The sequence below is a fragment of the uncultured Roseibium sp. genome (assembly GCF_947496995.1).
Classification (GTDB): Bacteria; Pseudomonadota; Alphaproteobacteria; order Rhizobiales; family Stappiaceae; genus Roseibium.
The window spans coordinates 902,840-925,421 of record NZ_CANMFD010000002.1 but is presented as its reverse complement, the minus strand read 5'-3'; the positions used below and the strand labels follow the sequence as shown (position 1 = coordinate 925,421).

24 protein-coding genes are annotated in these 22,582 nt (G+C 60.4%); 9 read left to right on the top strand and 15 right to left on the bottom strand.

Going from position 1 to position 22,582, the window contains the following annotated elements; translation table 11 throughout:
• Positions 1-12 precede the first annotated feature (12 nt).
• A complete protein-coding gene (locus Q1B40_RS12750; RefSeq protein ID WP_299814780.1) occupies positions 13-462 on the bottom strand; it encodes a hypothetical protein in 450 nt (149 codons plus the stop codon).
• On the bottom strand, positions 462-1,283 hold the full coding sequence (locus tag Q1B40_RS12745; protein ID WP_299814943.1) for an enoyl-CoA hydratase: 822 nt from the start codon (positions 1,281-1,283) through the stop codon (positions 462-464). Before Q1B40_RS12745 ends, Q1B40_RS12750 begins: the two co-directional genes overlap by 1 nt.
• Positions 1,284-1,443: 160 nt before the next feature.
• Here Q1B40_RS12745 and Q1B40_RS12740 point away from each other — a divergent pair, with 160 nt between their 5' ends.
• Positions 1,444-2,271: a DUF1194 domain-containing protein gene (locus Q1B40_RS12740; protein WP_299814777.1), complete on the top strand. Its 828-nt coding sequence runs from the start codon at positions 1,444-1,446 to the stop codon at positions 2,269-2,271.
• Between the two features lie 35 nt (positions 2,272-2,306).
• Here Q1B40_RS12740 and Q1B40_RS12735 read toward each other — a convergent pair whose 3' ends face one another.
• The 6 genes from Q1B40_RS12735 to Q1B40_RS12710 all read right to left on the bottom strand — a co-directional run bounded on the left by Q1B40_RS12735 (position 2,307) and on the right by Q1B40_RS12710 (position 8,240).
• Positions 2,307-4,343 (bottom strand): ASKHA domain-containing protein, encoded by a 2,037-nt coding sequence (locus tag Q1B40_RS12735; protein ID WP_299814774.1) that lies wholly within the window; start codon positions 4,341-4,343, stop codon positions 2,307-2,309.
• Between the two features lie 259 nt (positions 4,344-4,602).
• On the bottom strand, positions 4,603-5,559 hold the full coding sequence (locus Q1B40_RS12730; RefSeq protein ID WP_299814771.1) for a methyltetrahydrofolate cobalamin methyltransferase: 957 nt from the start codon (positions 5,557-5,559) through the stop codon (positions 4,603-4,605).
• A complete protein-coding gene (locus Q1B40_RS12725; RefSeq protein WP_299814768.1) occupies positions 5,560-6,453 on the bottom strand; it encodes a methylenetetrahydrofolate reductase in 894 nt (297 codons plus the stop codon).
• Positions 6,446-6,748, bottom strand: coding sequence for a virulence factor (locus Q1B40_RS12720; protein ID WP_299814765.1), 303 nt, complete (start codon positions 6,746-6,748; stop codon positions 6,446-6,448). Before Q1B40_RS12720 ends, Q1B40_RS12725 begins: the two co-directional genes overlap by 8 nt.
• Before the next feature lie 113 nt (positions 6,749-6,861).
• On the bottom strand, positions 6,862-7,509 hold the full coding sequence (locus tag Q1B40_RS12715; RefSeq protein ID WP_299814762.1) for a DUF1638 domain-containing protein: 648 nt from the start codon (positions 7,507-7,509) through the stop codon (positions 6,862-6,864).
• Between the two features lie 26 nt (positions 7,510-7,535).
• A complete protein-coding gene (locus Q1B40_RS12710; protein ID WP_299814759.1) occupies positions 7,536-8,240 on the bottom strand; it encodes a B12-binding domain-containing protein in 705 nt (234 codons plus the stop codon).
• Between the two features lie 364 nt (positions 8,241-8,604).
• Here Q1B40_RS12710 and Q1B40_RS12705 point away from each other — a divergent pair, with 364 nt between their 5' ends.
• A complete protein-coding gene (locus tag Q1B40_RS12705) occupies positions 8,605-8,817 on the top strand; it encodes a hypothetical protein (RefSeq protein ID WP_299814756.1) in 213 nt (70 codons plus the stop codon).
• A gap of 65 nt (positions 8,818-8,882) precedes the next feature.
• Here the strand turns inward: Q1B40_RS12705 and Q1B40_RS12700 are convergent, their stop codons facing one another.
• The 3 genes from Q1B40_RS12700 to Q1B40_RS12690 all read right to left on the bottom strand — a co-directional run bounded on the left by Q1B40_RS12700 (position 8,883) and on the right by Q1B40_RS12690 (position 13,327).
• Positions 8,883-9,983 (bottom strand): hypothetical protein, encoded by a 1,101-nt coding sequence (locus tag Q1B40_RS12700; protein WP_299814753.1) that lies wholly within the window; start codon positions 9,981-9,983, stop codon positions 8,883-8,885.
• A gap of 271 nt (positions 9,984-10,254) precedes the next feature.
• Positions 10,255-11,925, bottom strand: a complete 1,671-nt coding sequence (locus tag Q1B40_RS12695) for a formate--tetrahydrofolate ligase (RefSeq protein ID WP_299814750.1) — start codon at positions 11,923-11,925, stop codon at positions 10,255-10,257.
• Positions 11,926-12,424: 499 nt separating this feature from the next.
• Positions 12,425-13,327, bottom strand: a complete 903-nt coding sequence (locus tag Q1B40_RS12690) for a DMT family transporter (protein WP_299814941.1) — start codon at positions 13,325-13,327, stop codon at positions 12,425-12,427.
• Between the two features lie 99 nt (positions 13,328-13,426).
• On the opposite strand from Q1B40_RS12690, the gene Q1B40_RS12685 reads away from it, so the two are divergent.
• The 4 genes from Q1B40_RS12685 (at position 13,427) to tdh (ending at position 17,298) form a co-directional block, all read left to right on the top strand.
• Positions 13,427-14,338 carry a LysR substrate-binding domain-containing protein gene (locus Q1B40_RS12685; protein WP_299814746.1) on the top strand — a complete coding sequence of 304 codons (912 nt, stop codon included), beginning with the start codon at positions 13,427-13,429 and terminating at the stop codon, positions 14,336-14,338.
• A 70-nt stretch (positions 14,339-14,408) separates the two neighbouring features.
• On the top strand, positions 14,409-14,969 hold the full coding sequence (locus tag Q1B40_RS12680; RefSeq protein WP_299814743.1) for a helix-turn-helix domain-containing protein: 561 nt from the start codon (positions 14,409-14,411) through the stop codon (positions 14,967-14,969).
• A 104-nt stretch (positions 14,970-15,073) separates the two neighbouring features.
• Complete coding sequence (locus Q1B40_RS12675) at positions 15,074-16,261, top strand: glycine C-acetyltransferase (RefSeq protein ID WP_299814740.1); 1,188 nt, start codon at positions 15,074-15,076, stop codon at positions 16,259-16,261.
• A complete protein-coding gene (gene tdh / locus Q1B40_RS12670; RefSeq protein WP_299814737.1) occupies positions 16,258-17,298 on the top strand; it encodes an L-threonine 3-dehydrogenase in 1,041 nt (346 codons plus the stop codon). Before Q1B40_RS12675 ends, tdh begins: the two co-directional genes overlap by 4 nt.
• A 224-nt stretch (positions 17,299-17,522) precedes the next feature.
• Here the strand turns inward: tdh and Q1B40_RS12665 are convergent, their stop codons facing one another.
• Both Q1B40_RS12665 and Q1B40_RS12660 read right to left on the bottom strand, forming a co-directional pair.
• Positions 17,523-17,726, bottom strand: a complete 204-nt coding sequence (locus Q1B40_RS12665; RefSeq protein ID WP_299814734.1) for a DUF2892 domain-containing protein — start codon at positions 17,724-17,726, stop codon at positions 17,523-17,525.
• A gap of 83 nt (positions 17,727-17,809) precedes the next feature.
• The gene (locus Q1B40_RS12660) at positions 17,810-19,018 is read right to left on the bottom strand and encodes a crosslink repair DNA glycosylase YcaQ family protein (RefSeq protein WP_299814731.1); all 1,209 of its coding nucleotides are present in this window, start codon (positions 19,016-19,018) and stop codon (positions 17,810-17,812) included.
• A gap of 201 nt (positions 19,019-19,219) precedes the next feature.
• Here Q1B40_RS12660 and Q1B40_RS12655 point away from each other — a divergent pair, with 201 nt between their 5' ends.
• On the top strand, positions 19,220-19,990 hold the full coding sequence (locus tag Q1B40_RS12655; RefSeq protein WP_299814728.1) for a sulfite exporter TauE/SafE family protein: 771 nt from the start codon (positions 19,220-19,222) through the stop codon (positions 19,988-19,990).
• A gap of 144 nt (positions 19,991-20,134) precedes the next feature.
• On the opposite strand, the gene Q1B40_RS12650 is transcribed toward Q1B40_RS12655, so the two are convergent.
• A complete protein-coding gene (locus Q1B40_RS12650; protein ID WP_299814939.1) occupies positions 20,135-21,103 on the bottom strand; it encodes a GlxA family transcriptional regulator in 969 nt (322 codons plus the stop codon).
• Here Q1B40_RS12650 and Q1B40_RS12645 point away from each other — a divergent pair.
• Positions 21,081-21,281, top strand: coding sequence for a hypothetical protein (locus tag Q1B40_RS12645; protein ID WP_299814945.1), 201 nt, complete (start codon positions 21,081-21,083; stop codon positions 21,279-21,281). The two genes, Q1B40_RS12650 and Q1B40_RS12645, sit on opposite strands and share 23 nt — an antisense overlap.
• Here Q1B40_RS12645 and Q1B40_RS12640 read toward each other — a convergent pair.
• On the bottom strand, positions 21,193-21,528 hold the full coding sequence (locus Q1B40_RS12640; RefSeq protein ID WP_299814725.1) for a hypothetical protein: 336 nt from the start codon (positions 21,526-21,528) through the stop codon (positions 21,193-21,195). The genes Q1B40_RS12645 and Q1B40_RS12640 overlap by 89 nt on opposite strands.
• Positions 21,529-21,608: 80 nt before the next feature.
• On the opposite strand from Q1B40_RS12640, the gene Q1B40_RS12635 reads away from it, so the two are divergent.
• A complete protein-coding gene (locus Q1B40_RS12635; RefSeq protein ID WP_299814722.1) occupies positions 21,609-22,421 on the top strand; it encodes a ferredoxin--NADP reductase in 813 nt (270 codons plus the stop codon).
• The last annotated feature ends 161 nt before the right edge of the window (positions 22,422-22,582 follow it).

Sequence of the window (22,582 nt, the reverse complement as noted above, 5' to 3'; positions counted from 1 at the left end):
GTAAATATTCCGTCATTTTAAATTGTCATTCGCGTTTTTGTCTGTCTGGTCCTTTCTGAACTCCTTGCGGATCATCAGCTTGAGGCCTGACCACACGGCATCGACCGCGCAAACTTTCACATCCACAAGTCCCATCGGCAGGCAGATCTCGCGGATCACGTCCTCGGTGACATCGGTCGGCACCTTGCTCGACTTCTTGGGCCAGGAGACCCAGATCATGCCATCCGGGTGAAGAACCGCGCGGAGCTGGCCGAGCCAGTGAACCAGATCGTTCCGCCTCGTGACAAAGACATGCGCGCAGCCCAGTCCTGGATCCGGTGCGGCGAGAAGCGTCTGGCCGGGGACTTCACGGTCCAGCAGCTCCGCGATCTGCGCCGGCATCTCGTGCCGCCAGCAGGTCATTTCAGGTTTCAGGCCGAGTTTGGCCGACAGAGGCCGGCCGGAATAGCCTGCCTGGGGCATCAGCTGTCGGTCCACTCCGGCTTGCGCTTCTGCAGGAAGGCCGAGATCCCTTCTTCGGCGTCCCTTGCCATCATGTTATCCACCATGGTCTGGGCGGCGAAATCATAGGCCTCGGAAAGCGGCATCTCGAGCTGCCGGTAGAAGGCTTCCTTGCCTATCCGGAGTGTCTTGGCCGATTTGGACGCGATCACCGACGCGTATTTCTGAACGACCTGTTCGAGGTAGTCCGCCGCCACGATCCGGTTGATGAGGCCGAAGTCCTTGGCGGTCGAAGCATCAATGCTCTCGCCGGTCAGCAGCATTTCCATGGCCTGTTTTGGCGCGACATTGCGCGAAAGGGCCACCATCGGCGTCGAGCAGAACAGGCCGATATTGACACCGGGTGTGCAGAAGGTCGCCGTATCGGTGGCGATTGCCAGATCGCAGGAGGCGACAAGCTGGCAGCCCGCCGCCGTGGCGACACCCGTGACAACTGCGATCACCGGTTTCGGCAGGCGGACGATCTGCTGCATCAGATCGGAACACTGCCGCATGATCCTTTCATAGGTGGCCTTGCCGCCATCGGCCTCGGCCCGTGCGGCGGTCAGCTCCTTCAGGTCATGTCCGGCGCAGAACACCTTGCCTTCCGCGCCGAGCAGAATGACGCGTACGTCCGGATCTTCCGCAGCCTTTGTCAGTTCATCGGCGAGGGCGGTCATCATCTCCGTGGAAAGGGCGTTCATCCGGTCCGGGCGTTGCATCACGATCCGGTAGACGCCTTCGTGCAGAAGGGTCGCGAGCATGGGGTTCTGGACGTCGTCATTTGCGGCGGTGTCGGACATGAGGGCTCCCTGCTGATCCTTGTTGTTGCCGATATTATAGCCGATGAGCACCGCACCGCGATAGGCAAGGTGCAATGAACCTCGGCCGATCACAGATCGTTTATCGGCGATGGAGATCATCCCGCTGGCAGTTCTGCGATGATCGGCTATTCTTTTCGCCATGTGCAGGCTTGTTTCCTTCCGCTTTTCATTCTGCGCACTTCTGGGCGTCTTTCTTGCCCTGTCTCCGGCCAGGGCAGGAGAACAGGTGGATGTGGCGCTTGTTCTGGCGGTCGATGTTTCGCGCTCCATGTCTCCGGAAGAACTTCTGATCCAGCGCAAGGGGTATGCGGCGGCAGTCTCCAGTCCGGATGTCGTGCGCGCCATCGAACTCGGCGCTTATGGCCGGATCGCGATGATGATGTTCGAATGGGCCAATGACGGCCACGCCCGCGAGATCGTCGCATGGTCGGTCATCGAAAATCAGGCCGATGCCTTCGGCTTTGCGGAAAAGATCCTCGCCGACACCACATACGGCCAGCGCCGGACCTCCATATCGGGTGCTATCCGGCACGCCGCCTCACTTTTGAAAGAGGCGGACTATTCCGCCGACAGGCGCGTCATCGACATTTCGGGTGACGGCCCCAACAATCAGGGAACCCCTGTGACCCTGGCGCGCGACGCAGCGGTCGAAAGCGGTCTTGTCATCAACGGCCTGCCGCTGATGACAAGAGGTGGCGTTGGATACCAGTTCAACATTCCGGACCTGGATGAATATTACCGGCGCTGCGTGATCGGCGGTCCGGCAAGCTTCGTGATCCCGGTCAATGACTGGGCCCAGTTTCCCGAGGCCGTCCGCCGCAAGCTGATCCTGGAGATCGGCGGTCTGACACCGCCTGAAGTCCCGAGGATCATTCCGGCGCAAATCACCTTCGGGGAACCTTACGATTGCCTTGTCGGAGAGAAGATCTGGCGCAAGATGCGCGATCAGTATTTCTGGGACCAGTAGGCCGCAATCTTATGTCCGTTTGAACGCGATACGCTCTATCCGCCGTTTCGCCGCCGTCTGCGCCGTTCGCCACCGGAGCCGTCCCCTTGTGAGGGCGTCTTTCGCGCCGGGATCTCGACGGTTTGTCTCAGGTGCGGGAAGGGATCGACCTTGTTTGGCAGCGCCATGGCGTTGATGAAATGCTCCTGAAACCTGGGTTCCAGTGCGGTTTCGATCTTTTCGATGTCCCGAACGGTCTGCTCGACCTCCCGGCGGTGGCCACGGTTCAACAGCGCCATGCGCGCGCCGGTTCCCGCAGCGTTGCCGACACCGGCAACACCGTCCAGCGGGCAATCCGGGATCAGACCCAGGATCATCGCGTATTTCGGATCGATATAGCTCCCGAAGGCTCCGGCAAGGCGAATGCGGTCAAGCCGATAAGTGCCGAGCTTGTCCTGCAGCAGTTTCACGCCGGCATAAAGCGCGCCCTTGGCAAGCTGGATCGCGCGGATGTCGGTCTGCAGGATGGAGATCTGCACTCCGTCATCGGCGATCACATAGGAGAACGTCCGGCCGTGCGCCTGAACGCGCGACGTCCGCTCCGCCATCGCGCCGTCGATGACGCCATCTTCGGTAATGAGACCCGCCAGAAACATCTCGGCCACTGCCTCGATGATCCCCGACCCGCAAATGCCGGTAACGCCGACACTGTCGATCTTCTCGGCGAAACCGTCCTCGTCCGACCATTCGTCGACGCCGATCACCTTGAAGCGCGGTTCCAGCGTTTCCTTGTCGATGCGGATGCGCTCGATGGCGCCGGGCGCTGCACGTTGTCCGGAGGAAATCTCCGCGCCCTCGAAGGCGGGCCCGGTGGGGGAGGAGGCCGCGAGCAGGCGGTCCTTGTTGCCGAGGATGATTTCCGCGTTGGTGCCGACATCGACGAGCAGGGTGATGTCATCGCGGCTGTAAGGGCTTTCGGCAAGCGTCGCCGCTGCAGCGTCGGCGCCCACATGCCCGGCGATGCAGGGCAGCATATAGACCCGCGCCCCGGGATTGAGATCCAGGCCGAGATCGCGCGCATTGAGCCCCATGGCATCCGAGGCCGCCAGTGCGAAGGGCGCGCCGCCCAGTTCCACCGGGTCGATGCCGAGAAACAGGTGATGCATCACCGGGTTGCCCACAAACGTGGCGTCCAGCACGTCGGTGCGCTGGGCGCTGACATCGCCAACAAGCTTGTCGACCAGGGCATTGACGGCATCGCGCACCGTCCGGGTGAGATCCGGCAGTTTGGACGGGTTCATCTGAACATAGGAGACGCGCGACATCAGGTCTTCGCCGAAGCGGATCTGCGGGTTCGATGTCCCCGCCGAGGCGACGGTTCGTCCGTTCTGTAGATTGCACAAGTGAGCGGCGATGGTGGTGGAGCCGATATCGACGGCAAGGCCGTAGACCGCCTCCTTCTCATCCGGCCAGAGTGCGACCACAACCGGGGCTGAAACCAGGTCCTGATGGATCGCAGCGGTGACTTGCCATTTTCCCTTGCGCAGGAGTGACTGGACCTGCGGCAGAAGGATGGGGTCGAACGTGAGATTGGCAAGGCCGGTTTTTGTTGCGAGTGCCTCGCGCAGCCGGTCGATATCGCCGCGCGGGGTTTCCATGTCCGGTTCGTCAATCTCGATGCCAACCAGCGTGATGGCGCTGTCCGGCTCGATATGCCGGGCTTCCGCCCGCTTGCGCACCACCTGCCGATTGGTCTGCGCATCGGTGGGAACATCCACCACAAGGTCGCCCAGGATCTTCGCCTGACAGGACAGACGCCGGTCGGCGGCCAGGTTGCGCAGGCTGGCATAGCGGGTCTCCGCCTCGCTCGCGCCTTCAAGGTTTTCCGCCGAACTGGTCAGGTTTTCCTTGGCAAAGGTGCCCTCGGACACGGAGATCTGGCAGCGCCCGCAAATCCCGCGCCCGCCGCACACCGATTCCACATAAACCCCGAGTGACCGCGCCGCATCAAGCAGCGGCGTTCCAAGCGGAAACGTTCCCCGGCGGCCGCTGGGCTGGAAGACGACTTTGGCGAGTTTGGCGGTTTCGGTCATGGCTGCGATTTTATCTGTCCCGGCGTAGTCTTAAATTTTTCTCGGGGAGTTACCCCCACCCCTAACCCCTCCCCACAAGGGGGAGGGGGATACGCTCCATATTTGCTGCAACCGCTTCATCTTTTCAGCGGCCTTGATCGCATGAAGGAAGCACCGCCTCTCGACGCGCAAAACCCCTCCCCCTTGTGGGGAGGGGATTGGGGTGGGGGTCTCTTCCTTCACCGCAACAGCTCACTGTGCACATTCCATTTCCGGCAGCTCACTCCGCCGCCCGGCGCCCGGCGCGTCCGCCCCTGCGGCGGCCGACTGCGGCTGCGGGAGTGTCCTGTGGTGCGGCGCTCGCTCCGGGGGCGGCCGGCTGGTGATCCCGGTAAGTTCGGATCCATGTCTGGCAGTTCGGATCGGTGCCATTCAGCACGTTGGCGGCGCGCACCGCTTCCATTTCCTGCGGGCGGCACGGGTTCATGATGGCCGAGGTCATGCCGGCGCCGATGACCATCGGTATGAAGCCCGCATTGATGCCGTGGCGGTGCGGCAGGCCGAAGGAGATGTTGGACAGGCCGCAGGTCGTGTTGACCTTCAGTTCCTCGCGCAGGCGTCGCAGCAGATGGAAGACCTGCCTGCCGGCGGTTCCCATGGCGCCAATCGGCATGACCAGCGGATCGACGACGATGTCATGCGCGGGAATGCCGTAATCGGCGGCGTGTTCGACGATCTTTTTGGCAACGGCGAAACGCACGTCCGGGTCTTCGGAAATGCCGGTCTCGTCGTTGGAGATCGCGACAACCGGCACGTTGTACTTCTTGATGAGCGGCAGGATCGCTTCCAGCTTTTCCTCTTCGCCGGTTACCGAATTGACAAGCGGGCGGCCCTTGGCGACTTCCAGCCCAGCCTTGATCGCGGCGGTGACCGATGAATCGATGGATAAGGGAACATCCGTAAGCTCTTGAACAATTTCAAGAGTCTTGACCAGAAGCGGCGGTTCGGTCTCATTCGGATTAACCGCCGTCACTCCGGCATTGATGTCGAGCATGGTGGCGCCGGCGGCGACCTGGGCCAGCGCGTCGGCCCGGACGGTGTCGAAGTTGCCTTCGATCATTTCGGCAGCCAGTTTCTTGCGGCCGGTCGGATTGATCCGTTCGCCGATGACGCAGAACGGCTGATCGAAGCCGATAACGACTTCCCTGGTGGCGGAGGCGACTACGGTGCGGGTCATTTAGGCACTTTCGGTGGCGGTCAGGGAGGAGGAAGGCGCATGAAAGGACCAGCTCTTGCGGTCACACAGCCAGTTGGAGGTCTTTTCGATGCCGCCGAACGGATAGACATGAATTTGCGCGAGCTGGCACTCCGGCTGGCTGACGAGGCGGATCTCGAGCGGATCGACCATCGTTTCCGGGTCGTAGCCCGCCAGCATGGAGACCACGGCGCCGCCGCGTTTTTTGAGAAAGTTCAGCGAATTTTCGACGCCGGCGAAGGCCGCGTATTTGAGCAGTGTGGTCATCTTGGCCGGTCCTGCGACACCGACATGGACCGGGAACCTGTTGCCCCAGGCGCGAAGCTCGTCCAGCCACAGGCTGACGCGGTGCGGATCGAAGCCGAACTGGGTGACAATCCGGAATTCCGCGTCGCTGTTCACGGCGATCTCATGTTTGCGGCTGAGGAACGACCTGATCACCTCGGGACTGATATCCGGTGCGCCCTCGGGGTGACCTGCAACCGCGATCTTGCGAATGCCAAGCCTGTCGAAAAGACCCGATTCCAGCATATCGACGGATGAGGTGAGGGGGCCGGGAGTTTCCGCCTCGCCGGCGATCGCCAGCACTTCGGTGACGCCGGCTTCCCGTGTGAGACGCTTGATCCGCGTCTCGAATGCCTCGAAACTCGGATAGCGGCGCGCGGCCATATGCGGAACGGCGATGAGGTTGTTTTCGCTCAACGTGCGGGCGGCGGCGACGATCATGTCTTCCGGCGCGTTGCCCAGATCGGTGACATAGACCTGAGTGCCTGCCGGGATATAGGCAAGCAGTTCGGTCTTTTCGACCACCTGCCTGGGTGACATTTCGGTGGAGGCGGCAAGCCGCCCGGTCGCTGACGGGCGCTGATCACTCATTTTCCGTGCCTCCGCTTGCAAGCAGGGTTTTCAATCGCTCTTTCGGATAGGCGGCGGTGAGCTCACTCAGGGCCGTTTCCGCTTCCGCTTCAAGATCGTCCGAGACGTCGACAGGGTCGGCGCGGCGCCATTCGGCCATATAGGCCTCGCTGTCCTTCGCGCCGATGCGCATGGCGCAGGCGTCGATCGCTTCCATGAAAACGGGTGGCATTTCCCGGCGCGCGGATTTCCGCCCCTTCTTCACCAGGATCTGTGCCGGGATATCCCGCCAGTAGACGATGATCTTCTGTGCCATGGTCTGTTGGTCCTCTTGGGAATATCAATGCAGGAAACCGGGTTTTCCGGTCGGCCCGATAGCGGCAGAAACACGTGAAAAACCGACTTGTCCCAAAGGGATTGCAGGATGTTTCAGGTTTTGGCTTCAGTTCCAAGAAACGGGGCCAGCAGCCCGTATCCCGTGCGGCGCATTTCAAACGGCAGCGACAGCCGCTCCGCGGCCCGGCGCGCGGCGTCTTCCAGCGCAGGGTCGTCGGTCTGCGCGAGGTACAGAACCCGCGTATAATGGGCGAAATACATGTCCCTGAGATCCGGGTGCCAGTCGAGACCGAGCGGTTCGATCACCATGGTCTGAAAATGCCGGGCGAGGAAATCCGTCAGGTAGAAGGTTCCCAGCTGGTCCTCCTCCATCCGGTCGAAGGCGTCCGGACCGGAGAAGAAGGCATAACAATGCGCGCCTTCGATCCGGCGCGCGCCGGTTTCCTCAAGCACCCTGTCCAGAAGACCGCCGGTCCCGCAATCCCCATAGGCGACCAGAATGTCCGAATAGATATCCCGGTTCATGAGGATGACGCGGCGCACCTCGTCGGGGATTTTCTCCGGCGAATTGTGCAGCTTGGCGGGAAGGCAGGTGAGATCGACATGGTCGAGCCCGTTGATGTCGCGGATGGCGACGATTTCGCGGGCCAGGGCGCCGCAGGCGATGACCAGAACGCGGCCGATCCTGTCGTCCGCGCTGTCATCGGTCTCCAGCGGAAAGAGAGGCTCACCCGCACGCATGTCGGCAGCCTCCTGGAACATGGCTGTCAGCCCTTGTTGGCAAGCTGGTTGTGGCGGCGGGCGATCAGGTCCTTCGCCATCTCCACCGCGACCGCCGCATCCCGGCAATAACCGTCAGCACCGACAGCATCACCGAATTCCTGGTTCAGCGGCGCACCGCCGACGAGCACGATATAATCGTCCCTGATGCCCTTGGCCTTCATCTCGTCGATGACGACCTTCATGTAGGGCATCGTCGTGGTCAGAAGGGCAGACATGCCGACGATGTCGGGCTGGTGTTCTTCAATGGCGGCGAGATAGTTTTCGACCGGATTGTTGATGCCGATATCGATCACTTCGAATCCGGCGCCTTCCATCATCATCGACACCAGGTTCTTGCCGATGTCGTGGATGTCGCCCTTGACGGTGCCGATCACCATCTTGCCGACCTTCGGCGCACCGGTTTCGACCAGCAGCGGGCGCAGGATGCCCATGCCCGCTTTCATGGCATTGGCTGACAGAAGAACTTCGGGCACGAATAGAATGCCGTCCCGGAAGTCGATCCCGACAATGCGCATGCCTTCCACGAGAGCTTTGGTCAGAACGTCGTAAGGTGTCCAGCCGCGGCCCAGAAGGAGATTCACTCCTTCTTCGATTTCCTCCTTGAGACCGTCGTAAAGGTCGTCATGCATCTGTTCGACGAGTTCGTCGTCGGACAGGGAGGCGAGATCGATATCGTCTTCGTCAGACATGGGCAGCTCCAAGGGGCGCGAGGGCCGGCAATCGTGATAAAACCTTATGCTGCAAGCCGGATTAGGCGATATCTCCAATGCGACACGGCAAGTCGTTTACGCGACAGCAGGGCTCCGGGGGCTTGTTCCCCAAGGGGTGCCGCGAGCAGTATGGGAAGTGTCGCCGGTTCATTTGATGACGCCGGCAATCGGTCGACTGGTGGATGATACGGATGAAGTGCAACCGCGTGAGAGGCTGTCGGGCTGAAAGACGTGACTCGGCTTACAGGAGACGGTCACCAGGAGGCTACGGATGCATCACGCGTGGGTTCCGTAACGGCTGTTCCCGCTAACGGCTACGGAGGCTTCCCCTATCCCGGCGACAGTGACCAGCTACGATCCCAATGACGCGCTTCGTGCGCGGCAGTTCAACCGCTGCCTGACGCAAAAGGGATATGAAGTCATTTCCCGTCCGGTCTGCGCCGACGAGCGTGATGCGCTTGCCTGTACGAGCCGCGCCGGACAGGCGCGGGCGGCCCGGATGAGCTGTGTCTCCGACGAACCAGGCATCGCCAGCCGATGGCTCAGGACGCGGTGAGCGTGACCAGGGAGACCTTGTGGGCGGAGCGGCTGGAAGCCGACAGCGCTCTCACAAGGTGTTCGTCAGGGTGACACCGCGAAGCTGGCGGCCCAGGTGTTCTTTCCGCTTCGAGGTGAATTGATGATCTTAAGCTCCAGATTCGAGCCGCCGAGGCACCTGCGGACCCAGTCCGCAAGGGAGAACGCATAGTTCATGTTCATGTCCCTTCCAGGGTGATCTGTAAGACTTTGTATGGTGTTGTTGAATTTTGAACTGTTTCTGCCCGATGCAAACCGCATTTTCACCTTCGTAAGGGACCCGTCGAATTTCAGAGCCCAGCCAAGGCACTCCTCTTGGCGGCTGCCGGCAAGAGCGCAAAGGCTCCCGTGTGCCTGGCCGTCAATGAGACTGCTGATCTGTGCCATCCAGTCCGGATCGTTTGTGAGAGGGTTGAACGGGTTTGCCGGAAAATTGTAAATCGGTATGTCTTTGTCGATGCTCAGGATCTGACTTGCGGTAATCTCAGGGTTCATGTTCATGCTAGCCTGAGGATGGATGATATTCATGACGCCATCGTCCTCAGGACCGTAGTTTTCTATATAATTCTCCGCGGCTCGGCTGTTTCTTGGCGGTTTCCGGCAGTAAGCCGGAGCCATGTAGCAGCGCATCGTGGTCAGGTCAGTGATGCCGACATAGGAGACGAGCGGAAGCCGGCGCCGGAGCGCCCACATCCTTGCCATTAGCGGTGTGCTGCTGAGCGCATTCCTGAAAGAGTTCGCACGCAAGCGTGTCATCACCAACTGGGCGCGGTTGTCGTTCTGGTATCTCCTCACAGTGACACCAGCGCCCACGTAACCGCTCACTGCAGCGTCATCTAGATCGAGATCGCGCCGTCCACTTGTCTGTATCTGCCGCTCCAGTTTTTCCAGCAATTCGCCGTATTGATCCTGTTTGCCCCTGGAAGCCAGCACTCTCACCTTGGCGATAGCAGTGAGAACCGCAAAGTTGCGTCCTGGACCAGCCGGCATCTTCATGGCTTCAGTCACAGGCTGCATCGTGAGGGATTGGCGAAAGCCTCGCCCGTACCAGTGCTTCGTCTCGTAATTTTTAAGATAGATGAGATACTGATCGTAACCCATTAACGGCATGCGAAAGCTTCCTTTGGCAGTTGTTGCCGGGAACATCCCGAGGCCCGCTGTTCAGGCGCTCCGCAGCCAGGCGGAGCGCTTCCCGAACGAGGCATCTGCTCCGGCAAGCTTGATATTCTGGTCGCGTGAAATCTCTCTTCGAGATCATCAGCCAAAGGTTACGACAATTGACAGAGGGCCACCTGTGCCGCAGGGCACAGCAAAAACGGCAGTGCGCGTAAGAGGAAAGCTCGCCTGTTTCGAAGCTGAGGGTGGACCTGACGCCTCGCAGTTGTTTCGCGGTCAGGAGCGAGGCGGGGTTCGTGCCCTAGAACAGCCCCTCGATCTGCCCGTTGTCATCCAGCCGGATGTGATTGGCTGATGGCACGCGTGGCAGGCCGGGCATGGTCATGATGTCGCCGCAGACGGCGACAATGAAACCGGCGCCGGCGGCCAGGCGCACTTCGCGCACCGGGACGCTGTGGCCGGTCGGGGCCCCGCGCAGTTGCGGATCCGTCGAAAAGGAATACTGGGTCTTGGCCATGCAGACCGGCAGATGGCCGAACCCGTCTGCCTCCCACCGCCTGAGCTGATCGCGCACGGACTTGTCCGCCAGGACCTCGTCAGCCCGATAGATCCGCTTGGCGATGGTCTCGATCTTCTCGAACAAGGACAGGCTGTCTTCATAAAGCGGCGCGAACTGGGCCGTGCCACTTTCGGCAAGCGCCGCGACGTGTTCCGCCAGCGCTTCCGTGCCCGCCGAACCGTCGGCCCAATGGGTGGCGAGGATCGCCTCGACGCCGAGTTCGGCGCAATAGTCCTTCACCGCCTGGACCTCCGCCTCCGTGTCCGCCGTGAAGTGGTTGATGGCGACAACCGCCGGAACGCCGAACTGTTTGATGTTCTCGATGTGCCGGCCAAGGTTGGCGCAGCCCTTGGTCACGGCCTTGACGTTTTCAGCGCCCAGATCGTCCTTGCCGACACCGCCGTTCATTTTCAGCGCGCGTATAGTGGCGACGATGACGACGGCATCCGGATGGAGCCCGGCCTTGCGGCATTTGATATCGAAGAACTTCTCCGCACCGAGATCGGCGCCGAAGCCGGCTTCGGTGACGACGAAGTCCGCCAGCTTGAGGGCGGTTGCGGTTGCGGTCACGGAGTTACAGCCATGGGCGATATTGGCGAAGGGGCCACCGTGGATGAAGGCGGGATTGTTTTCAAGCGTCTGGACCAGGTTCGGCTGCAGCGCTTCCTTCAGGAGAACGGTCATCGATCCGTCGGCTTCCAGGTCCCGGGCGGTGACTGCGGAGCGGTCGCGGCGGTAGGCGACGATGATGTTGCCCAGGCGCCGCTGCAGGTCGTCGAGGTCGGTCGCCAGGCAGAGGATTGCCATGATTTCCGAAGCCACGGTGATGTCGAACCCGGATTCGCGCGGAAAGCCGTTGGCAACCCCGCCGAGCGAGCAGACGACAGACCGGAGCGCCCGGTCGTTCATGTCGATGACCCGCCGCCAGGTCACCCGGCGCTGGTCGATTTCGAGCTCGTTGCCCCAGTAGATATGATTTTCGATCAGTGCCGCGAGCAGGTTGTGCGCCGAGGTTATGGCGTGGAAATCGCCGGTGAAATGCAGGTTGATGTCTTCCATCGGCACCACCTGGGCATAGCCACCACCGGCCGCGCCGCCCTTCATGCCGAAACACGGCCCGAGCGAGGGTTCGCGCAGACAGATCATCGCGTTTCTGCCGATCCGGTTGAGACCGTCGCCGAGGCCGACCGTCGTCGTCGTCTTGCCTTCACCCGCCGGTGTCGGGTTGATTGCGGTGACGAGGACCAGCTTGCCGTCCTTGCGGCCATTGAGGGTCTTCAGGAAGTCAGCGGAAATCTTGGCCTTCGTCCGGCCATAGGGCAGAAGCGCTTCTTCGGGGATATCCAGCCGTGCGCCGATCTCTGCGATGGGTTTCATGCTGGCGGCACGGGCAATGTCGATATCGCTGGCCATTGGCTCTTGCTCCAAGCGTTTTCTGATTTATCGGGGATTGAGTGGATTGAGACCGCTGTGCCCCCTTTGCATGAACGCTACGGGTGAGGGCGGTGCAGCAATTGTTTCATATGCGACAGGATGGGCCCCGGAAGCGACGGTTTCACGGCATCCCCGGGCGAGACCGAGATCTTCGGTTACTGTGAGAGGGGTATGCTGCGGTGCACCCGCGGCATAGGCGGCGTTCGGACGTAGCCGCGACGCGGAAAGATTGAACTTCTCTGTGGCGCAGGATCGTGACGAAAAACAGCAGCACGGTCAAGATGGCGAGCACGAAGCCGATCCTTATCATGACTTCACCGTCCTGGTGGATTGCCTGCACGATGCCGGGGATCAGGAGGGCACGCAGGACACTCAAGCCGTACAGCATAAATGCCGGTTTTGTACGGCCTGCGCGAGGCGTCGCATCGCGCCGCGCGCGGCGGATCATCCGGCCCCGGGATCATTTTTTCGTATTGGTCTATTGTTCGGTGTTGTGCATTTTAACGGACATGAGGAACGCGCCGGCCGCAACCAGAACCATTCCCCCCGTTTCCCGCGCTGTGGGCAACTCGCCAATCAGGATCACACTCCAAAGAGCAGCAAACAGAAGATATGTCGTGTCGAAGACGCCTACGGTCGGCGACGGCGCCAGTCTGTAGGCCTGTGCGACGGCTGTGGCGATGATCGCGAGAAAAACGCCGAGCACAGCGAACACAAACCAGTCTTCAGGCATCAACGGCTGCCAGACCGCAAGGGCGAATGCGTCCTGTTCGTCAGGCATAAACTGCGCAATACCGAGAAGGACCGCGCCACTGGAGATTACGAGTGTCACATTCAGGTTCCATGCCAGAACCATAGGGGCTTCTGACTGGCATCTGCTGCGGGTGAGGATGGCGGCAATCGCATAAAAGAGAGCCGCGAGCAGAGGCAGGAGTGTCACCAACGTCAGAGTGCCGACATCCGGTGACACCGCCAGCGCCACGCCTGCAAGTGTGAAAAGAACCGCGATCCACTGCTGTCGGCCTATCTTTTCCCGAAGCAGGAAATGCGACATGACCGCCATCCAGGCCGGGGACGAATAATAGCACGCTGCAGCGAGGGGAAGTGACATCGAGGGGAGCGCTGCATAATAGCAAAACCACATTCCGGTGAGGCAGAGGCTGCGGGCCCAGACCCAGGTCGGCCGCCTGGGAAGTAGGTTTGCCGGATGAGACAAAGTGCAAATCGCGGCTGCGATCACGGCACCAGCCACAAGCGAGCGCAGAAAAACGATCTGTCCGAGACCGAAGCGGTCGCCCGTGATTTTCACGAAGGCGTCGGAAAGCGACAGCAAAAAGACCGCAAACAGAATCGAGACGATGCCGAGCGTGCGGGAATCCATTCGGTTCAAATTTGAAGCTATCCATTCCATAATAGATGAAGAACAGACATCAACATGTTAGAAAATCGAATTATCGTCTAAAATAGATGAGATTTTGGAATGGAAAACATCACGCGAGCCTTGCCTCATCTCGGCCGTCTTCGCCCGTTCGAGGCGGCGGCGCGTCTGGAGAGTTTCACGGAGGCGGCGGTCGAACTGCGGCAAACTCAGACCGCAGTCAGTAAACAGATTGCCGCCTTGGAAGAGGATCTGGGCGTTCGTCTGTTTGAGCGCCGGAACCGGGCCGTGTTTCTGACCGAAGAAGGACGCCGGTTCGGAGAGGTGGTGAGTGCTGCGCTGGGCGACATAGCGGCCGAAGCGGCCGAGCTCCGTGGAGGCGGGCGTCCGGGCGGACTGCTGCTTCATTGTCAGTTATGTGAGGCGTTCTACTGGCTTATGCCGCGCCTGTCGCGTTTTCACGAACGCAATCCGGGTATTGAACTTCGGGTGGTAAGCTCCCTGGCGCCATTGACTCAAGCTACCGAGCCCTTCGACGTTGCAATTCAGACTTCCGGGCGCGCTTCGGGCAGTGCCCGTCTCGCTTTCACGGCATCTGACGAGATTTTCCCGGTTGTGTCCCCCAGGCTGATTGAGGGAAAACAGCTTCCTCTGTCCCTGGGGGACCTGGCAGACTTTCCCTTGCTCTCACACAGAGTGCTTCCGAAGGACTGGATGGATTGGCCGGATTGGTTCAACGTGGTTGGTACGCCTTTGCGGCGCGACATCCGCACGATCACCTTTGACAGCTTTCCGCTTGTGCTTCAGGCCGCTGTTGCAGGTCAGGGCATGGCCTTAGGCTGGGGACGGACCGTGGAGAGCCTTCTGGACGAAGGCAAGTTGATACGGCCCTGTCGGGAAATCGTAGAGCGCCCGACCGAAATTTCGGTTTTTCGGGGCACCAGATCCGGTAATCACCGGGAAATTCAGGGGCTCCTTGACTGGCTCCGGGATGAATTTTCAAGACCGGTCTGATTGTGCCCGTAGTCTCCCAAAAAGCGACATTGCGATTGCAATGTCTGCCCAAACGGATTTTAGTTCCGTCATGACAGATAAGCATATCCTCGCGCGATTGCCTGCGCGCCTCAAGAAAGCCCGGCGGGCACAAGGGCTGTCGCTTGAAGCGGTAGAAAAGCTTTCGGGCGTCTCGCGCTCCATGGTGAGCCAGATCGAACGCGGCGAATCCAATCCCACCGTCGCGACGCTGCTCAATCTGACCCGGGCGCTGAATGTCGACTTTGCCGGCCTGCTGGGTGAGGAAACAGCGGAGGACCGGGTCGAAATTCTGCATGAGCATCAGACCCCTGCGCTGGACCGTGCCGGAGACGGCTGCAAGATACGCATTCTCTCGCCGCCGCAGGACGCAGGCCGCCACGAAGTTTATGAGCTGATATTCACGCAGGGCGGTGTGCTCGACAGCAGGCCGCATGAACGGGGCACCCGCGAGCAGCTGATCGCCGAGGACGGGCAACTGCAGGTGACCTCCGGTGTCGCCAGCGGCATTATCAGCAAGGGCGACACCGCCCGCTATGCCGCCGACGTGCCTCATTGCATCGAGGCGGTCAACGGACCTGCGCGGGCCATATTGCTTGTGGTGAAGTTCTAGGAACGCCCCGGAAACAAATTTCCGTCATACTGGAAAGTGAATCTTTTATTCCGAATGAAAATCCGGCATAGTGGATGAAAGATCCATTTTGCCGGAGAAGCCCCGTGTCCGACGCTTTCCTGACCTATATCACCGAGACCCTGAAAGAGATCGAAGCCGAGGGACTTTACAAACGAGAGCGGCTGATCACCTCGCCGCAAGGCGGGCGTATCACGGTCGGGGGCAGGGAAGTCATCAACCTTTGCGCCAACAACTATCTTGGCTTGGCCGATCATCCGGCCCTGGAAGAGGCGGCGCGCAAGGCGCTCGGACCCAAGGGCTACGGCATGGCGTCCGTGCGTTTCATCTGCGGCACCCAGGACATTCACCGCGAACTCGAGCAGCGTCTGGCAAAATTCCTCGGCAAGGAGGATTCCATCCTGTTCGCCGCCTGTTTCGACGCGAATGGCGGGCTGTTCGAGCCGTTGCTCGGCCCCGAGGACGCGATCATATCGGACGCGCTCAATCACGCCTCGATCATCGACGGCATCCGCCTGTGCAAGGCAAAGCGCTACCGCTACGCCAATTCCGATATGGCGGACCTCGAGGAAAAACTGAAGGAAGCACGCGCGGCAGGCTGCCGCCACATCATGATCGCCACCGACGGCGTCTTTTCGATGGACGGCTATCTGGCCAATCTCCCCGGCATCACCGAACTCGCCAGACGCTATGACGCCGTGGTGATGGTGGACGATTGCCACGCGACCGGTTTCATGGGCCCGAAGGGCGAAGGCACCCCCGCCCATTTCGGCGTCGATGTCGACATCCTCACCGGAACGCTCGGCAAGGCGCTGGGCGGCGGCATCGGTGGCTACATCGCCGGACCGCAGCCGGTCATCGACCTTCTGCGCCAACGGGCGCGGCCCTACCTCTTTTCCAACTCCCTGCCGCCTGCGGTCGTCATGAGCGGCCTTGAGGCGATCCGGCTGGTGGTGGAGGGCGACGAGCTGCGCCGGGCCCTCTTCGACAATGCCCGCTACTGGCGCGCCGGGCTGGAGCAGCTTGGTTTCACGCTGTTGCCGGGCGAACATCCGATCATACCGGTGATGCTGGGCGAAGCGCATCTGGCGCAGGCGATGGCCTCGCAACTCTTCGAGGAAGGCGTCTATGTTTCCGGCTTCTTCTTCCCGGTGGTGCCACGGGGACAGGCGCGCATCCGGACACAGATGAACGCAGCGCTGACCCGGGACGATCTCGACCGCGCGCTTGAAGCGTTCGAAAAGGCCGGCAAGGCCACGGGAGCCCTGTCATGACCAGCAACCAGATGAAGGCCCTTTGCAAATCGGAGCCGAAGGAAGGCCTTTGGATGACGCGGGCGCCGGTGCCGGACATCGGCCCGGACGATGTTCTCATCAGGATCAACAAGACCGGTATCTGTGGCACCGATATTCACATCTGGAATTGGGACGAGTGGGCGGCGCGCACCGTTCCCGTGCCGATGATCACCGGTCACGAGTTCGCCGGTGAGATTGTCGAACTGGGCAGAAACGTCAACGACTTCGAGATCGGCCAGCGCTGTTCCGGCGAGGGGCATCTGATCGGCAAGAACTCCCGTCAATCGCGGGCGGGAAAGTTTCATCTCGATCCGGAAACCCGCGGCATCGGCGTCAACGAACAGGGCGCTTTCGCCGAATATCTGCGCTTGCCTGCGTTCAATGTCGTACCGCTGCCGGACGAAATAGACGATGAGATCGGCGCCATTCTCGATCCTCTGGGCAATGCGGTGCATACCGCGCTCAGCTTCGACCTGATCGGAGAAGACGTGCTGATCACCGGTGCGGGGCCGATCGGGATCATGGCGGCAGCGGTTGCCCGCCATGCCGGTGCGCGCAATGTTGTCATCACCGACATCAACCAGGCACGGCTCGATCTGGCTGCCAGGGTCGCGGACGTCTTCCCGGTGAATGTCGCCGAAGAAGATCTCAAGGGCGTTGAAAAGAAACTCGGCATGCGCGAGGGCTTCGACGTCGGGCTGGAAATGTCCGGAAGCCAGGTGGCTCTGGATCAAATGGTCGAAAATCTCGTCATGGGAGGGCGGATCGCGCTGCTCGGCATTCCTCCCGGCAAGTCACCGGTGGACTGGTCGAAGATCGTTTTCAAGGCGATCACCATCAAGGGCGTCTATGGCCGCGAGATCTTCGAGACCTGGTACAAGATGATCGCCATGCTGCAGAACGGCCTCGATGTGCGCAAGGTCATCACGCACCGCTTTGGTGTCGATGATTTTGAAAAGGGCTTTGCCGCGATGAAATCCGGCGAGGCCGGCAAGGTCGTTCTCGATTGGAGATAAGGACGGCTTCGCAGCGTCTCTGCGCGGCCACTCGCGTGCCGAGATTTCTCAAACCCGATACGCCTCCCACCAGAGAGTGCTCCGATTTTTATCCATCGGTCTTGTTTGTCGTCCCTGCGAAGGCAGGGACGACAAGACGTGAAATGCCTATCCGTTTCGTCAACTGACACCTTTGGAGCGACGGGTTTCCGCCTGAGGTCGGAAGCTCCGCTACCGGCTTTATGTCAGGAAAAACCCGCTTTCTGCGGCAGACCGATCTTCTTCAGGATCATCACGACCGGGCAAAAGCCGGTGAAGGACGCCACGATCAGGTGTGCACCCAGGATTCCGGTCAGCCAAAGCCAGTTGATGTTGACGTAGACGGCCAGCAGCACCGAGGCGAGAACCAGCACGCCGACGACCAACATAATTCCACGTTCCACTGTCATGACAGCCTCCGTTTGATGAATAATTTCGATATTATGAAACTATTCCTTTTTACGGAGAAATGCCAGTGGAACTGCGCGCCATTTCAGCGCAGCCAGCCGGTCTCGAAGGTGATGTCCGTGCAGTTCGAAAACCGCGCGGCTCTGGCCAGTTCGGCGTCCAGCCGCGCAAGGCGGCCCTTGGTCATGCGGACGCCGTCTTCCGGCCAGAACGCACGGACGTTCAGCCGCCCTTCAGCCCTGAAGACCTTCATGTCGATGCGGCCGATCATCCTGTCGCGTTCCAGAACAGGAAAGACATAATAGCCGTATTTGCGTTTGGGTTCGGGAACGAAGATCTCGATGCGGTAGGAAAACCCGAAGAGGCGCTCGGCGCGCTTGCGGTCACGCAGTGCCGGGTCGAAAGGTGACAGGATGCGGATGCGCGCCGGTGGTTCGGGCAGGGCGTCCAGCGTCTCCAGCGTTTCGGGAAAGGCGAACGCCTTGCGCGGCGGGCCGTCTATGCACTCGATCTCGATCTCCATGATGGAGCCCGTCTCAAGCGCGCGCTGACACCAGAGTTTCGCTTCCTGCGGCGTTATCAGGTCCCAGAAGGCGGCAATTTCCCCCGAGGTGGCGAACCCGAGGCGCTCAAGCGCGGAGCGAGCTGCCCAGTCGATCGTCTCTTCGGTGTCGATACGCGTGGCCAGATGCTCCGCCGGAATAACGCGTTCGGTCAGGTCATAGACCTTCTTGAACCCGTCCCGGCCGCAGACGGACAATTCACCCGTACGCCAGAGGAACTCCAGCGCGGTCTTCGACGGGTGCCAGTCCCACCAGCCGCCACTGCTGCGCTTTTCGTCTTCGCCGACCGTCGCGGAGGTAACCGGGCCGTGCGCGCTGACCTGTTTGAGGATCTCGTCGAATTTTTCCTCAAATCCGTCGCGCCGCCAGTTTCGCCAACGCCCGATGAGCCTCTCCCTGTCGCGCGAAAACCGAAGGCGCCAATGGGGGAAAAAAGCCGTCGGGATCACGGCTGCGTCGTGGGTCCAGTGCTCAAACAGATGACGGTCACGTTCCAGCAGCCGTTTCAGGTTCTTTTCCTTGTAGGCAGGCCTGCGGGCCGCAAGGATCATGTGGTGGGCACGGGCGACCGTGTTGATGCTGTCGACCTGCACGAACCCGAGTTCGTCGATGACAGCCGCCAGGTCGTCGCCCTTGCCGCTTCCCTTCGGAGTGCTGCCAAGGCCGTGCTTGTCGAGGAAGAGCCGCCGCGCGGAAGCGTTCGGCAGCCTGGGAAGCTTTATGGACGTCATGGCAGGACGTTAGCAGTTTCATTCCAGGGGTGAAATGCCGCCGGGCCTTCGTCCAGAGCATCTTTTGCGGTCCGCACTTTATCAATCCGCGGGTTGGTTCTATTGAGGAGGTTCTGCATTTCCGAACCGCCGATTGGACGATCTGGAAAAATACAGCGCCGAAATCCATGAGGAGGCAAGGATGAGACGGAGGACCGGGTCGTGACGGGGCAGATGGCGGTCTCACCGGAGCTTGTTCTCGTCGCGGTCCTGGTCTTCATCTGGGCGGGGTTCGTCAAGGGACTGGTCGGCTTCGGACTGCCGACGATCGGTCTCGGTCTGATGACCGTGTTCGTCGGTGTCGAGAAGGCCATGGTGCTGATCCTCTGGCCGGCGTTTCTCGTCAATGCCTGGCAGGCACTATCCGGCGGATATCTCAGATCGCTGCTGCGCCGCTTGTGGCCGTTTCTGCTGGCAGCCGTTGCTATGCTGTCCGCCGGTACCTTCATCCTGACGCAGATACCGGGCGGCGCGGCTGATCTGCTGCTCGGCGTGCTGATGGTCGCCTATGCGGTTCCCATGCTCATCGGCGTTGTCTTGCGGCTTCCAGCAAGGCTGGAAATCCCTGTCGGAGTTGGGTTGGGGCTGCTCAACGGCGTCCTTTCCGGATTGACCGGGTCCTACTCGGTGCCCGGCGTCATGTATCTTCAGTCGCTGGGGTTGAAACGGGACGAGCTCATCCAGGCCATGGGGCTGCTGTTCCTGCTGTCGACCATTGCTCTTGGGGCATCATTGGGCGGTTTCGGACTGATGGGCGGGCGCGAAGCCGTGGCATCTCTGGCACTGGTGGTGCCCTCGCTCGCCGGCGTCCTGGCAGGCCAGATGATCCGCCGGCGGATTTCCGAAACCGCCTTTCGCAGGCTGATCCTCGCCTCGATCCTGCTGCTCGGCCTGTACCTCATTCCCCTGGGGCTCTGGCGGCTGATGCATTAGGAGACTTCAGCGCGACAAACAGCATCCATCGAGCTGTCCCGGCCTTGCGCCGGGTCTCGCAATCGGCAACGGGACCCCGGCTCAGGGCCGGGGCGGCCGTTGCCTCTTACGGTACTTTCCAATCAGGAAAGCGGTGAGCGCTGCCTACTTTGCGACGAGCCGCATTGGAGTTGCCGTGCCCACACCGGAGGTCGGCTTGGTGTTGGCCCATTGATAGGACTGGCGTTCCTCGGTCGGCGTGCACAGGAAGCGCTCGCGGTAGCATTTGGTGAAATGCGAGGTGGAGGCAAAGCCGCAGGCAAGGGCAACGTCCAGAACCGGACGGCTGGTCCGGCGCAGCAGGTCGCGGGCCGTTTCCAGACGCAGACGCAGGTAATACTGGCCCGGCGTGCAATTGAAGTGACGGCGGAACAGGCGTTCCAACTGGCGCGGAGACAGATTGACTGTCATGGCAAGCTGCTGGCAGCTCAGCGGGTCCTCGATATGCAGGTCCATGATGCGGATAGCATCAAGGATCTTGGCATTGGAAATGCCGGTGCGCGCCTCGATGTCGTGCCGCTGCGCGGACTCGCCTGACCGCATGTTCTGGTAAAGCGCGACCTCGGCCACTTCATGGGCGAGATAGGCACCATGCTGAATGGCGATCAGCCGCAGCATCATGTCGAGGGACGCCATGCCGCCGGCGCAGGTGATGCAGTTGCGGTCGATCGCGAAAATGTCGGAAGTGACCTCCACGTCCGGGAACTCCTCCCGCAGCGAGCGCAGATTTTCCCAGTGAATGGTGCAGCGCCGGCCGTCGAGAAGATTGTAGCGGGCAAGCAGGTAAGCCCCGGTGCAGATCGCGCCGAAGGTCCGGCCCATCGCATTGAGGCGGCGCAGCTTGCTGCCAAGGTCGGGATCCAGCGGAAGCCGCTCCACGTCAATACCAGTACAAAGAAGCGTAATATCGGCGTCGTGAAGTTCGCGAATAGATTTATTTACGGTAACTTCGCAAGAGTTACTTGCCTGGACTGAATTCCCATCCAGGGAATAAGTTGTCCATGCATAATAATCTCTGCCGAGCAGCCTGTTTGCTATTCGGAGGGGTTCAATGACGCTGGCGAAAGCGTTCATGGAAAACCGGTCCAACAACACGAATGCTATTGTCTGGCCTGTTTCTTCGTGGGCGCGTCCGGACATTTACTTAGCCTCGTTGGAAGGTATTATTTCTTATTATCTTTTGTTAGCAGTAAGTTTTGCAGTTTGTATTTATCTGTCAAATAAAAAACGACGCAATTATGAATATTCTTGAAATTGTCACAATTAAACGTGCCCGTTTGCACATGCCGTCCTCCTGATGAGAAACTTTTCATCAAGCGCTGCCGATTATCTATGCGCGCAAGCATGTCCGCACCGGGAAAGGTGGTCTCCCGTCCGTGTGAAGGTTTTGCGCGATCTTCGGGTCGGGTGGAGGGAAACCGCTGACAGAGCTGCCCGGACACCGCAAAAGGGGCATATTCAGAATGTTTTTTTTGCGAAAAGACGATTTCGTGGATCAAGGTTGCTTCAAGTCAAGGCGGGAGTGGTGGTACATGAGGCAGGACGTAACTGATGCGATGACCCACGGAAGCCGATTGAAATGAATGTACTTGCCAAACCCGCAGACCTGGAAGCCGCTGCACCAGCCGGTGTGTTTGTGGAAGAAGTGAAGACCGTCCAGCATTACACGGACCATCTGTTCCGCTTCCGCATGACCCGCCCGGCAAGCTTCCGGTTCCGGTCCGGCGAATTTGTCATGATCGGTCTGATGATCGACGGCAAACCGCTCTACCGGGCTTATTCCATCGCCAGCCCGGCATGGGATGAGGAGCTGGAGTTCTTCTCGATCAAGGTTCCGGATGGGCCGCTGACGTCGCATCTGCAGAAAATCCAGCCCGGCGATGCCGTGCTGATGAAGAAGAAGTCGACCGGTACGCTCGTCAACGACGCGCTGGTTCCCGGCAAACGCGTCTATATGTTCTCTACTGGAACCGGCATTGCTCCCTTTGCCAGCCTGATCCGCGATCCAGACACCTATGAAAAGTTCGACCAGGTCATCCTGACCCATACGTGCCGGGAAGTTGCCGAGTTGAAATACGGTGAAGACCTCGTCCAGGAAACTCTCAACGACCCGCTGATCGGCGAGTTCGCAAAGGACAAGCTGGTGCATTACACCTCCGTGACGCGCGAGGACTTTCCGCGCAAGGGACGGATCACCGACCTGATCAAATCCGGAAAGCTGTTTGAAGATCTTGGTGTGCCGCCTCTGGATCCGGCCATCGACCGCGGCATGATCTGCGGCTCCATGGACATGCTCCGCGACACGAAAGCGCTTCTGGAAGAAGCCGGTCTGACGGAGGGCGCCAACAACAAGCCTGCCGAATTCGTCGTCGAACGGGCGTTTGTCGGCTAGTCGCAGCCTGAATGGCAGAATCACCTGAAGGCCGGATCCGTCCGGCCTTTTTCGTTTTTTCGCTCTCCGGAAACGTCCCGCAAACCGGCTTGCCGCCGTGTTTGGGAAAAATGCGTGCAAAATTGCGCGCTTATCTGTGGAAGGTGCGCCGAGGGGCGCCC